We start from the raw sequence: 12,508 nt of genomic DNA, 5'->3' as shown, positions 1-12,508 counted from the left end.
ATGCAAGCCTTAATCACACTTGCTGCATTTTTAGTCACACTTGGTGTGCTGGTCAGTTTTCATGAGTATGGCCATTTCCTAGCAGCTCGTTTATGTGGAGTTAGAGTTCTTCGCTTTGCCTTAGGATTTGGTAAGCCGCTATTTACTTATCGCGCGAGTAACAGCACTGAGTGGGTTCTTGCTTCCATTCCTTTAGGTGGCTATGTCAAATTGTTGGACGGCCGCGATCGTGAACAAATAATTTCAGTAGAGGAGCGTCCTCAATCCTTTGATGTAAAGCCCCTATGGCAACGCTCCATGATTGTGGCTGCAGGGCCTTTCGCTAACTTCCTATTGGCAGTTATTTTGTTCTCAGTGATTTATGTTTCGGGTGTACCCCAGCTTCCTGCTCGACTTCAAGCTCCTCCTGAGCAATCGATTGCCGCAAAACTAGGGGTGGCGGCAGGTGATCAGGTACGAGGTTGGCAATCCCTTTCATCTGACTACAGTGGTGCCCCTATTCTTGATGAGTTTGACCCGGTCCCAAGTTGGAATGCATTGCGTTGGCTTCTCTTAAATGCACTTACTGGTGAGCAAGGCTTTGCCTTAGAAATTCAGGATACCGCTGGTGGCCGTCACGTTAAATTCTTCAAGCAGGACGATTTACCACTAATTGCACCTAATTCTGATCCATTTCAGGCTCTCGGCTTGTTTCCCCAGGTGACCCCACCCTCGGAGTGGATAGAGCTCAAGTTAGGGCCGATAGGTGCCTTAGGTTTTGCATACCAGCGCGTTTCTCTGATAACCAAGGTCTCTTTCCGGCTAATGCTGGGTTTATTTACGGGTAAAACGACCCTAAAGCAGCTCGGTGGGCCCTTAAGTATTGCTGATATGGCAGGTAAGTCGGCCCAGGTCGGCTGGCAGCCATTTGTAGCCTTTTTAGCTCTCATGAGTATCAGTATTGGACTCTTGAATTTAGTGCCTTTACCAATGCTCGATGGGGGTCAGCTCCTGTATGATGCATGGGAGTTGGTTGCTGGTAAGCGAATATCTTTATCACTGCAGGAAAAGCTCCAAAAAGTGGGTTTTTTGCTTCTGATATCCCTTTCCTTGCTAGCCTTGTTTAACGATTTGCAACGCTACCTTTCATTTTGAATTTTCTGATTCCCTCTATTCGCTCTGTGACTCGCTTTCTTGTTCAGTTAGTCCTGATTGTTGCTGCCAGTTTTTGTGTAAATGCACATGCTGCCGACTCCTTTGTGATCAAAGATATTCGAATTGAGGGCTTGCAAAGAGTCGAGCCAGGAACGGTATTTAGTTATTTGCCTGTTCAAGTGGGCGACACCTTGACTGATGAAAAGAGTGCTGAGGCAATTAAGGCTTTGTATAGCACTGGTTTTTTCCGAGATGTACAGATTCAGGCTCAAGGCAATGTTTTGATTGTGATCGTTGAGGAGCGTCCCACCATCTCCCGCATTGAATTTACCGGGATGAAAGAGTTTGACCAGGAAGTGGTGCGCAAATCTTTAAAAGCAGTTGGTGTTGCTGAAGCCCGCTTCTATGATAAAGCACTAATTGATAAAGCTGAGCAAGAGCTCAAGCGTCAATATATTGGAAAGGGGATGTACGCCGCTGAGGTAGTGGCAACTGTTACTCCAGTAGAGCGCAATCAAGTGGCGATTTACTTCAACGTTGATGAAGGTCCTGTAGCCAAGATTCAGGAGATTAATTTCATTGGCAACAAAGTCTTTAGCGAAAGCGCTCTCAAAAGCGAAATGCAGTTAAAGACGGGTGGATGGCTCTCGTGGTACAGCAAAGACAATTTGTATTCAAAGCAAAAGCTCACCGCCGACTTAGAGAATATTCGATCCTACTACCTTAATCGTGGTTATCTAGAGTTTGTGATTGAGTCGACTCAGGTTTCCATTACTCCGGACAAAAAAGGTATCTTTCTCACAGTTAGCATTCGCGAAGGTAATAAGTTCACGGTCAAGAATGTGCGTCTAGCTGGAGACTTATTAGGTAAAGAGGCTGAGTTAATCCAGCTGATCACTCTGAAGCCTGGCGATACTTTCTCATCTGCTAAGTTGACCGAGAGCACTAAGGCGATCGCAGAAATTCTGGGTTCATATGGCTACGCGTTTGCAACCATCAACCCACAGCCGGATATTCGTCGTGACTTAAGCGAAGTAGATCTGACATTGGTAGTTGATCCTGGTCGACGCGTTTATGTGCGCCAGGTCAACATTACTGGTAACGCCAAGACCCGCGACATGGTGGTTCGTCGTGAGATGCGCCAGTTTGAAAGCTCTTGGTTCGATAGCGAAAAGATTGATCTCTCAAAAAAACGTTTAGGTCGTTTGGGCTATTTCTCAGAGGCCGATATTTCTACTCAGGACGTTCCTGGTTCACCAGACCAAGTGGACGTCAATGTAAAAGTGGCTGAGAAGCCAACCGGTGCCGTCACGATTGGTGCGGGCTTCTCCTCAACTGAAAAATTAATACTCTCTGCCGGTATTAACCAAGAGAATGCATTTGGTACAGGTACTTCAGTAGGTTTGAATATGTCTCTGGGTAAGATTAATCAAAGCTTGGCTTTATCAAACTATGATCCTTATTTCACTGAGGATGGCATTAGCCGCTACACCGATTTGTACTATCGCTCATCCAAGCCCTTGTATTATGTTGGTGACCCTAATTATCAAATTAAGTCAGTTGGTAGCAATATCAAGTTCGGTGTTCCATACACAGAAGTTGATCGGATATTTTTTGGAACAGGCATTGAAGCTTTCAGGATCTCATCCACCTCGAATACGCCGGTACCTTTTTTAAATTACATGCAAGACTATGGTGTATCCGCACCAGGATATCCTAGTACGCTGACCACTTATAATGTGCCGGTTACGGTAGGTTGGTCACGTGATGGTCGCGATAGTGCGTTGATTCCCTCAACTGGATCACTGCAGCAGATGAGTGCCGAGGTGGGTACGCCAGCCGGCAACATGATGTTCTATCGTTTGTTTGGTCAATATCAGAAGTATCACTCCTTCTCAAAGGGTAATATCCTTTCCTATAATGGTGAAGTTGGTTATGGTGAGGCCTACGGTAAATATCCATTCCCGATTACTAAAAACTACTATGTTGGTGGCATTGGATCGGTTCGAGGCTACGCACCAGGATCCCTTGGTCCCACTTATTACAATGTAAATACAGGCCTTAACCAGCCAACTGGTGGCCAGTCCAAAATTGTTAATAATGTGGAGTACACCGTACCAGTCCCTGGTTCTGGTGTAGACAAAACCCTACGTGTATTTGGTTTCGTAGACGGCGGTAATGTCTATAACGAAAATATCAATCTCGTCTTGCGATATTCTTACGGCTTGGGTTTATCATGGATATCACCATTGGGCCCGCTCAAGTTCAGTTACGGTATTCCGGTCAAATCATTGCCAACGGATAACGTTCAACGTTTGCAGTTCCAAGTGGGTACAGCGTTTTAATTGTTTAAGGAAAGTTTTATGAAGCTTCATCAATCTTCCAAGTGGATACAGTTCGGACTAATTGCTGTTTCGTCATTCATTGCTTTGCCATCGGCATTAGCTCAAGATGCCGGAACCCGGGTTGCGGCTGTGAATGTTGAAAAAGTATTCAACGAATCGAACATGGCTAAAGCTAGTCAGACTAAATTGCAGAGTGAATTTACAAAACGCCAAAACGAAATTCGTGACAGCGCCCAAAAAATCAAATCTGCTGCAGAAAAGTTAGATCGTGATTCAGCAGTAATGTCTGAGGCTGAGCGTGCACGTCGTCAGCGTGAGTTGGCCGACCAGGATCGTGAATTGCAGCGCAAACAGCGTGAGTACACCGAGGATCTCAATCAGCGTAACTTCGAAGAGCGTGCCAAGATTGCTGAAAAAGCCAATCAAGCCCTGAAGCTAATTGCTGAACAAAGAAAAATTGATGTCATTATTCAAGATCCAGCCTATGCCAATCCCAAGGTTGATATTACTGATGATGTCATCAAGGCTTTGAATAGTCTTAAGTAAGTTTTATGCCCACCGCCATCGAGCTGGCCGAACAGTTTCAAGTAAGCTTGGTTGGGGATGGCCTCCTCTCGCTTCAAGGTCTTGCTCCTCTCGAGAGAGCTCAAGCAAGTCAAATCTCCTTTCTTTCAAATCCGCTGTATCGCCAACAAGCTGGTGATAGCGCTGCAGGTGGTTTGATTGTCAGTCAGGCGGATTTAGATTTTCTCCAGGCGAGCCCTGGAAGCAATACGGTAGGACGAGTATTTTTTGTCTCTAAAAATCCCTACGCCACTTTTGCCAGAATGGCGCAGCACTTTGCTAAAGCTTCTGCACCCATTTATACACCTGGAGTGCATCCCAGTGCCGCCATTGATCCTAGCGTGAGTATTCCAGCAACATGTCATATCGGACCATTTGTACAAATCGGCCCTGGCGTTAAATTAGGTGAGCGAGTTGTCTTGCTGGGAATTACTTCTGTTGCTAGAAATTCCAATATTGGCAGTGATACCTTGATTTATCCCAATGTTTCCATTTATTCAGAAACCAAGCTTGGTGAGCGCTGCATTATTCATAGTGGGGCGGTTATTGGCGCAGATGGTTTTGGTTTTGCCCCTGATTTTTCCGCTACGGGCGCTGAGTGGGTCAAGATCCCACAAACGGGTGCTGTTGTCATCGGCAATGATGTGGAGGTGGGCGCGTCAAGCACAATCGATCGTGGCGCTATGAGTGACACCATCATCGGTGATGGCACCAAGATTGATAACCAAGTTCAAATTGCGCATAACGTAGTAATAGGTAATTGCTGTGTGATTGCTGGTTGCGCTGCCATTTCTGGGAGTACCAAGATTGGTAACTTTTGCATTATTGGTGGCGCGGCGAATTTTGCCGGCCACCTCACGATTGCAGATAGAACAACCGTGTCGGGTAATACCTCAATTATTCGTTCAATTACTGAGCCAGGGCAGCATTACACGGGCGTGTATCCCTCAATGCTTCATAGTGCCTGGGAGAAAAATGCAGCTATTCTGCGAGGCCTCGATAAAATCCGTCAACGCTTACGTTTATTAGATAAATCCAAATAAATCATCACCATCTTACAAAATCTAAAAATTTTATTCAGCAGGTAAATACATGAGCAAACCTATCGCTATCGATATCAATCAAATTTTGAAGTTACTGCCACACCGTTATCCATTTCTATTGGTTGATCGGGTATTAGAGATTGAGCCTCGTCAAAGCATTACCGCGCTAAAAAATGTCACTATGAATGAGCCCTTCTTTCAGGGTCACTTCCCAGATTTTCCGGTAATGCCGGGGGTCTTAATTATTGAAGCGCTTGCCCAAACAGCAGCACTCTTAACCTTCTCCGAAGTGCGTGAAGAGAACGCGGTTTATTACTTCGCTGGTATTGATGGTGCGCGCTTTAAGAAGCCTGTATTGCCTGGCGATCAATTGATCATGACGGCTAAGTTAGAGCGCGAGCGTGCTGGTATCTATAAGTTCCAAGTGCAAGCTACGGTGGATGGTGAGTTAGCCGCTGAAGCGAATATCACTTGTGCCGTTCGTACGAAAGGTGCGTAATGACTCGGATTCATGCATCTGCTGTAGTTGATAGTAAAGCGGAGATCGCCAGCGACGTAGAGATTGGTCCGTATTCCGTCATTGGACCTAACGTCAAAATTGGTGCTGCTTGCAAGATTGGTTCCCACACTGTGATCGAGGGTTACACCACGATCGGCAAAGAAAACAACTTTGCTCACTTTGCCGCTATTGGTGGTGCTCCCCAGGATATGAAATACCGTGGCGAACCTACCCAGTTGATTATTGGAGATCGCAACACCATTCGTGAGTTCACGACCATTCATACTGGTACATCGCAGGATGAGGGTATCACTAGAATTGGTGATAATAACTGGATCATGGCTTATGTACACATTGCACATGACTGCCAAATTGGTGACCACACGATTTTTTCGAGTAATGCACAAATTGCTGGTCACGTAAAAGTGAGTGATTGGGCGATCATGGGTGGTATGTCTGGCGTGCATCAATTTGTTCGTATCGGCCAACATGCTATGTTGGGTGGTGCTTCTGCATTAGTTCAAGATATTCCACCGTTTGTCATTGCAGCTGGAGATAAAGCCTCTCCTCATGGCATTAATGTGGAGGGTCTGAAACGTCGTGGCTTCTCTAGCGAAACGATATCTGCACTACGTCAGGCATATAAGGTTCTCTATAAAGATGGTCTCAGCTTTGAAGAAGCTAAGGTGGAGATTCAGAAGATGGTTCTCGCTAGTGCATCCGATGCCCAAACTGCAGAAAAGCTGACCGAGTTCCATGACTTTATTGCCGCCTCTACGCGCGGCATTATTCGATAGAGAAGGTCTAGTGTCTAAACTTGCTTGTGTTGCCGGAGAGCCTTCGGGTGACTTGCTGGCAGCGCCAGTATTGAGTGCACTAAAGCAGATTCCCGACACCTCTAATCTGGAGGTCTATGGTATTGGTGGTCCTCGCATGCAGGCCGAGGGCCTGCGCTCAGATTGGCCAATGGAGACATTGAGTGTCCGTGGTTACGTTGAGGCAATTAAACAGTTACCTGCCATTCTGAAGTTGCGCAAAGAATTGATTGCCAATCTCTCGGGCGAAGGCCGCCCGGATGTGTATCTTGGTATTGATGCACCAGATTTCAATTTAGGTGTTGAGTTGGCTTTGCGCAAGGTAGGTATTCCGACTCTGCATTTTGTTTCCCCATCGATTTGGGCCTGGAGAGCAGGGCGCATTACCAAAATTAAGCAGGCAGTTGAACGCATGCTCTGCATCTTCCCGTTTGAGACGGAGATTTATGAGCGTGCAGGTATTAGCGCAACTTATGTCGGACACCCCCTTGCTAGTGAAATACCTCTAGAGCCAAATCCAGCAAGTGCTAAGCAAAGAATAGAAGAAATCTTAAATCTACCAAGTAATACATTAAGCGGAGTGCTTATCTCTGTACTGCCAGGCAGTCGCGGTTCCGAGATTGAACTGATTGCGCCAGTCTTTTTTGAGGCGATAGTAGAGCTTGCAAAGCGCATGTCAGCACAGCCTCTCCATTTTGTAATCCCAGTGGCAACACCACGCCTGCGTGAACCGCTAGAAGCATTGCTTAAAAATATGCTTGATAATAATCCTGACCTTCATATTCATCTGATTGATGGTGAGGCCGATGTAGTACTTGAGGCTGCCGATGTTGTACTGATTGCTAGTGGTACAGCGACATTACAGGCAGCGCTCTGGAAAAAGCCGATGGTGATTTCTTATAAAGTACCTTGGTTGACTGCGCAGATTATGAAGCGACAGGGCTATCTACCGTATGTTGGTTTGCCCAACATTCTGTGCGGTGAGTTTGTTGTTCCTGAACTTCTACAAGATGACGCTACTCCGAATAAATTGGCCGATGCCTTGTTAGCCTGGTTAAACAACCCAAGTAAGGTTGCTCAACTGAAAACCCGTTTTGCAGCAATGCATGAGACCTTACGTAGACCAACTGGTTTATTGGTTGCACAGGCCGTCGCGCAAACCATTGCCGCCACAAAACATCGGACTACTGTGTGAGCCTGATTTGGGTATGTGGCGTTGATGAGGCGGGTCGTGGTCCACTGGCGGGATCGGTGGTTGCTGGTGCTGTCGTGCTCGATCCTGAGAATCCTATTGCTGGTTTAAAAGATTCCAAAAAGTTATCTGCAGCAAGGCGTGAGTTTTTATTTGAGCAAATTTTGCTGAAGGCCAAAGCCTGGGGCATTGGCGAGGCGAGCCCAGCCGAGATTGATGAGATCAATATTTTGCAAGCGACGATGTTGGCCATGCGCCGTGCCATTGAAGATCTCAGCACACGTTTAGGCGGCTGGCCAGATAAAGCTTTGATTGATGGCAACCGCTGTCCCGAGCTTCCCATCTCAGCCGAGGCTATCATCAAGGGCGATACTAAAGAGCCAGCAATCTCAGCCGCCTCTATCTTGGCAAAGGTCACACGTGATCGTCAAATGATGGCCTTGCATGAACTGCATCCCCAATATGGCTTTGCTCAGCATATGGGATATCCAACTGAAGTCCATTTCGCTGCACTAAAGGAATACGGCGCATGCGATCAACACCGCCGTAGCTTTTCTCCCGTGCGCAATGTATTGGCGCTGCATAGTCGATAATCCCAACTATGAAAATTGAATTTATCAGCTCAAAAGACAATTCCTTGTTTAAGGAGATTCGTCAATTGCAGGCTACTGGGCCAAAAGGACAAAAGGCGAGATTTGCTTGCGGCCAAGCTTTGTTGGAAGGTATTCATTTAGTACAAACTTGGGTAGGTGATCCAGCACTCAAGATATTGATTACCTCCGAGTTGGGTTTGCAAAACCCAGAAATTGCTCAGGCTGTATATGACCATGTAGAGATCTGTCCAGAGACACGAGTCTATCAATTGGATAAAGGCTTATGGGATTTGCTTAGTGATCTGGTCAATGCGCCACAGCTTGCTGGCTTGCTGGACCTTCCGCCATCTGCATTGAACCCCCAAAAGTCAGTTGCTACGCTTGAGGGAGATGTCATTATTTTGGATCGTATTCAGGATGCTGGGAATGTGGGTTCTATTTTGCGCACTGCCGCGGCAGCAGGCTTTACTCAGGTAATTGCAATATCCGGTTGTGCCCACCTATGGTCAAGTAAAGTATTGCGGGCTGGCATGGGCGCCCATCGCTTGCTCGATCTTTATGAAGGCTGGTCATCTCAGCAAGTGCTCAGTGCAGTCACTGCGCCTTTGTTAGCCGCTACTGCCGATGGCGAGCTCGATCTATTTAATATGCCCAAGGTATTGATTCATCCGGTTGCTTGGGTAATGGGAAGTGAGGGCCAGGGTGTCTCTGAGGATTTGATGGCTCAAGCCAAAGGCGTCTCCATTCTGATTGATCCAAGAGTCGAATCGCTCAATGTTTCTACAGCAGCGGCAATCTGTCTATTTGAAACGGTACGAATTCGCCGCAATTAACACGCGTTAATGTGCTAACCTAAAATTGTTTTATCTGACTTCATGGATTGTAAGACGGTAGTTGCAATCTCCTCAATTGATTTACTAGTCGTAGTCACCCAAGGAATGGATTCCTTTTTCATCATGGCGGTGGCTTCATTGATTTCGTAGCGGCAGTTTTCTAGCTTAGCGTAATTGCTGCCTGGACGTCGCTCATTACGAATCTCTGACAAGCGTTCAGCATCAATCATCAAGCCAAAAATCTTACTGCGATACGGAATTAAATCTTTGGGTAACTGCCCACGCTCAAAATCTTCTGGAATCAGAGGGTAGTTTGCTGCCTTCATACCATATTGCATTGCTAAGTAGAGACTAGTTGGTGTTTTGCCCACCCGCGATATACCCACCAGAATGACATCAGCCTCAGCTAGATTTTTATTAGATTGGCCGTCATCGTGGGCCAAGGAATAGTTGATGGCCTCAATCCGGTTTTTGTAGGCCTCAGTATCCGCATTGTGATGCAGGCGGTTCATAGCATGGGTTGATTTAACCCCGAGAGCCTGCTCCAAGGGAGCCACAAAGGTCTGGAACATATCCAAAATCAGGCCATTGGCTTTACCAACAATGGTATTCAATTCGGGATTCACCAAAGTAGTGAAAACAATCGGCTGGACTTCATATTTGGAGGCTGCCTGATTGATGCTAGAGACTGCATCGTGGGCTTTTTCAGGGCTATCCACAAAAGGTACCCGAATATGCTTAAAAGTGGCCTCAAATTGGGCCAAAATCGATTGGCTGAAGTTCTCGGCGGTAATGCCGGTGCCATCAGAAACAATAAAAACAATACGCGCTTGGGTAGACATGAGATTGGCCTGGAGGTCTTGGTCAGCACTACAATATGCAGTTGATGAAGTATGCCGTATTTTATCCGGCCGCTCGACCAGTTTCCTTATCCTTAGAGAGTACTTTATGTCCAACCAACAGCAACAAAGTAACGATGTAGCAAATGCCTATGTTTTGCCTTTTGAGCAACTCCGGATGACCGATGTTGAGTCAGTCGGCGGTAAAAATGCCTCGCTTGGTGAAATGATTTCTCAGTTGTCCTCCACGGGTGTACGTGTGCCTACTGGTTTTGCAACTACCTCCCTGGCGTTCCGTGATTTCTTGGAACACAACAACTTGACCGAGCGCATTCAACAGCGTTTGGAAAATCTGAACATTGATGATGTTCGTGCTCTGGCTGAAGCTGGAAAAGAAATTCGCGGTTGGATTGAGACTGCCCCATTTCAGGCGCGTCTTGATGAAGAGATTCGTATCGCATTTAAAACATTGGATGACTCTGGCAAGGGCTCATTCGCCGTTCGCTCTTCGGCAACTGCAGAAGACTTGCCTGATGCTTCATTTGCAGGGCAGCAAGAAACTTTCTTGAACATTGAAGGTATTGATGATGTTCTGAAGAAGATTCGCGAAGTATTTGCCTCTTTATATAACGACCGTGCGATTTCTTATCGCGTTCACAAGGGTTTTGCCCACGCTGAAGTAGCGCTATCAGCTGGTATCCAGCGTATGGTGCGCTCTGACTTAGGTGCTGCTGGTGTGATGTTTACCTTGGACACAGAGTCTGGCTTTGAAGATGTGGTGTTCATCACCTCCAGCTATGGCTTAGGCGAGACAGTAGTTCAGGGCGCAGTGAACCCAGATGAGTTCTATGTATTCAAAACTACCTTGGCAAAAGATAAGAAGGCGATTATTCGTCGCTCTTTAGGCTCCAAGTTGATTCAAATGCAATTTGCCCCAGCGGGCTCTGCTGAGAAGGTAATGACTGTGGATGTTGCTCCTGAAAAGCGTAATCGTTTTTCATTAGAAGATGCTGACATCACCGAATTAGCAAAATACGCAGTCATCATTGAAAAGCATTACGGCCGTCCAATGGATATCGAGTGGGGTAAAGATGGTCAGGATGGCCGTATCTACATTCTGCAAGCTCGCCCAGAGACAGTGAAGAGCCAAGTTGCCGGTCAGGTAGAGATGCGCTACAAGTTAAAAGGTAGTTCAAAGGTGCTGGCCAAGGGTCGTGCAATTGGTCAAAAGATTGGCGCAGGCCCGGTTCGTATTATTCGTGACCCAAGTGAGATGGATCGTGTGCAGCCTGGTGATGTATTAGTTGCCGACATGACTGATCCCAACTGGGAGCCAGTGATGAAGCGCGCTTCTGCGATCGTCACTAACCGTGGAGGTCGTACTTGTCACGCTGCGATTATTGCTCGTGAATTAGGTGTTCCTGCGGTAGTAGGCTGCGGTGATGCGACTGAGCATTTGCAAGACGGCATGATGGTGACTGTCTCTTGTGCGGAAGGTGATGAAGGTCATATTTATGATGGCTTGATTGAAACTGAAGTGACTGAAGTTTCTCGTGGCGTATTGCCAGAGATCCCAGTCAAGATCACCATGAATATCGGTAATCCTCAGTTGGCCTTTGATTTCTGCCAAATCCCCAATGCCGGCGTTGGTCTGGCTCGCCTCGAGTTCATCATCAACAACTACATTGGTGTTCATCCCCGCGCTGTGTTGGAGTACCCAAACATTGACCCTGATCTCAAGCGCGCAGTAGAGAGTGTTGCTCGTGGCTATGCAAGTCCACGCCAGTTCTATGAAGATAAATTGGTTGAGGGTGTAGCAACGATTGCTGCTGCTTTTTATCCAAAGCCCGTGATCGTGCGTTTGTCTGACTTTAAGTCAAACGAGTACAAGAAGCTCATTGGCGGTTCACGCTATGAGCCGGACGAAGAGAATCCAATGCTTGGTTTCCGTGGTGCATCCCGCTACGTATCAGCCGATTTCGGTGAAGCCTTTGCTTTGGAGTGTGCTGCAATGAAGCGCGTTCGTGAAGATATGGGCCTAGATAACGTCGAGATCATGGTGCCCTTTGTCCGCACCATCAAACAAGCTGAGCGTGTCATCGACATGATGGCGAAGTTAGGTCTTAAGCGTGGTGAGAATGGCCTGCGCTTGATCATGATGTGCGAGATTCCTTCTAATGCGATCTTGGCTGACCAATTCCTTGAGCATTTCGATGGTTTCTCAATCGGCTCAAACGATATGACTCAGTTAACCTTGGGTCTAGATCGTGACTCCGGTATGGAGTTGTTGGCAATTGACTTTGATGAGCGCGACCCTGCTGTAGAGTTCATGATTGCTCGCTCTATTGAGGCCTGCCTCAAGCAAAACAAGTATGTCGGTATTTGCGGTCAAGGTCCTTCAGACCACCCAGACTTTGCACGTTGGTTGGTTGCTAAGGGCATTACTTCGATCTCACTCAATCCGGATAGCGTAGTGGCTACCTGGGAGATGTTGGGCAAGAAGGAAGCTTAACTCCCAACCGGCTAATCACTAGCGAGATGAAAAAAATGCCTAGATACAAATCTAGGCATTTTATTTTTCGCTGAACCTTTCACATTACTTGTATGATGCACTTTATTGGTGCATATATAGATCCTTATTGCCGTAGAAA

The 12,508-nt window shown here is 46.7% G+C and carries 11 protein-coding genes; 10 read left to right on the top strand and 1 reads right to left on the bottom strand.

The window, feature by feature from the left end; all coding sequences use genetic code 11:
• From CL55_RS07090 to CL55_RS07050, 9 genes are read left to right on the top strand one after another with little or no spacing between them, the layout of a single operon-like run.
• Positions 1-1,134, top strand: coding sequence for a M50 family metallopeptidase (locus CL55_RS07090; protein ID WP_046330456.1), 1,134 nt, complete (start codon positions 1-3; stop codon positions 1,132-1,134).
• A 26-nt stretch (positions 1,135-1,160) separates the two neighbouring features.
• Entirely contained in the window at positions 1,161-3,479 is a 2,319-nt protein-coding gene (bamA, locus tag CL55_RS07085; protein WP_418054925.1) for an outer membrane protein assembly factor BamA, read from the top strand.
• Positions 3,480-3,497: 18 nt separating this feature from the next.
• Positions 3,498-4,025: an OmpH/Skp family outer membrane protein gene (locus tag CL55_RS07080; RefSeq protein WP_046330455.1), complete on the top strand. Its 528-nt coding sequence runs from the start codon at positions 3,498-3,500 to the stop codon at positions 4,023-4,025.
• Positions 4,026-4,030: 5 nt separating this feature from the next.
• Entirely contained in the window at positions 4,031-5,086 is a 1,056-nt protein-coding gene (lpxD, locus tag CL55_RS07075; RefSeq protein ID WP_046330454.1) for a UDP-3-O-(3-hydroxymyristoyl)glucosamine N-acyltransferase, read from the top strand.
• Positions 5,087-5,135: 49 nt separating this feature from the next.
• A complete protein-coding gene (gene fabZ, locus CL55_RS07070; RefSeq protein ID WP_046330453.1) occupies positions 5,136-5,585 on the top strand; it encodes a 3-hydroxyacyl-ACP dehydratase FabZ in 450 nt (149 codons plus the stop codon).
• Complete coding sequence (gene lpxA, locus CL55_RS07065) at positions 5,585-6,382, top strand: acyl-ACP--UDP-N-acetylglucosamine O-acyltransferase (RefSeq protein ID WP_046330452.1); 798 nt, start codon at positions 5,585-5,587, stop codon at positions 6,380-6,382. Before fabZ ends, lpxA begins: the two co-directional genes overlap by 1 nt.
• Positions 6,342-7,595 (top strand): lipid-A-disaccharide synthase, encoded by a 1,254-nt coding sequence (lpxB, locus tag CL55_RS07060; RefSeq protein WP_046330451.1) that lies wholly within the window; start codon positions 6,342-6,344, stop codon positions 7,593-7,595. The genes lpxA and lpxB overlap by 41 nt, the downstream gene beginning before the upstream one ends.
• Positions 7,592-8,185, top strand: a complete 594-nt coding sequence (gene rnhB / locus CL55_RS07055) for a ribonuclease HII (protein WP_046330450.1) — start codon at positions 7,592-7,594, stop codon at positions 8,183-8,185. Before lpxB ends, rnhB begins: the two co-directional genes overlap by 4 nt.
• Before the next feature lie 8 nt (positions 8,186-8,193).
• A complete protein-coding gene (locus CL55_RS07050; protein ID WP_052728799.1) occupies positions 8,194-9,018 on the top strand; it encodes a TrmH family RNA methyltransferase in 825 nt (274 codons plus the stop codon).
• 14 nt (positions 9,019-9,032) lie between these two features.
• Here the strand turns inward: CL55_RS07050 and ppsR are convergent, their stop codons facing one another.
• The gene (gene ppsR / locus CL55_RS07045; RefSeq protein WP_046330449.1) at positions 9,033-9,860 is read right to left on the bottom strand and encodes a posphoenolpyruvate synthetase regulatory kinase/phosphorylase PpsR; all 828 of its coding nucleotides are present in this window, start codon (positions 9,858-9,860) and stop codon (positions 9,033-9,035) included.
• A gap of 106 nt (positions 9,861-9,966) precedes the next feature.
• Between ppsR and ppsA the strand changes: the two genes are divergently transcribed.
• Positions 9,967-12,369 (top strand): phosphoenolpyruvate synthase, encoded by a 2,403-nt coding sequence (gene ppsA, locus CL55_RS07040; RefSeq protein ID WP_046330448.1) that lies wholly within the window; start codon positions 9,967-9,969, stop codon positions 12,367-12,369.
• Positions 12,370-12,508: the final 139 nt, after the last annotated feature.

Source organism: Polynucleobacter duraquae (assembly GCF_000973625.1).
GTDB lineage: Bacteria > Pseudomonadota > Gammaproteobacteria > Burkholderiales > Burkholderiaceae > Polynucleobacter > Polynucleobacter duraquae.
Note: the sequence above shows the minus strand (reverse complement) of the source record. Positions and strands in the feature narration are given on the sequence as shown.

Bases quoted from the DNA above. Each gene is read 5' to 3' on its own strand.
- CL55_RS07080 (WP_046330455.1), top strand. From the start codon at position 3,498: ATGAAGCTTCATCAATCTTCCAAGTGGATACAGTTCGGACTAATTGCT.
- lpxB (WP_046330451.1), top strand. From the start codon at position 6,342: ATGACTTTATTGCCGCCTCTACGCGCGGCATTATTCGATAGAGAAGGT.
- CL55_RS07090 (WP_046330456.1), top strand. From the start codon at position 1: ATGCAAGCCTTAATCACACTTGCTGCATTTTTAGTCACACTTGGTGTG.
- fabZ (WP_046330453.1), top strand. From the start codon at position 5,136: ATGAGCAAACCTATCGCTATCGATATCAATCAAATTTTGAAGTTACTG.
- lpxD (WP_046330454.1), top strand. From the start codon at position 4,031: ATGCCCACCGCCATCGAGCTGGCCGAACAGTTTCAAGTAAGCTTGGTT.
- lpxA (WP_046330452.1), top strand. From the start codon at position 5,585: ATGACTCGGATTCATGCATCTGCTGTAGTTGATAGTAAAGCGGAGATC.
- ppsR (WP_046330449.1), bottom strand. From the start codon at position 9,860: ATGTCTACCCAAGCGCGTATTGTTTTTATTGTTTCTGATGGCACCGGC.
- ppsA (WP_046330448.1), top strand. From the start codon at position 9,967: ATGTCCAACCAACAGCAACAAAGTAACGATGTAGCAAATGCCTATGTT.
- CL55_RS07050 (WP_052728799.1), top strand. From the start codon at position 8,194: ATGAAAATTGAATTTATCAGCTCAAAAGACAATTCCTTGTTTAAGGAG.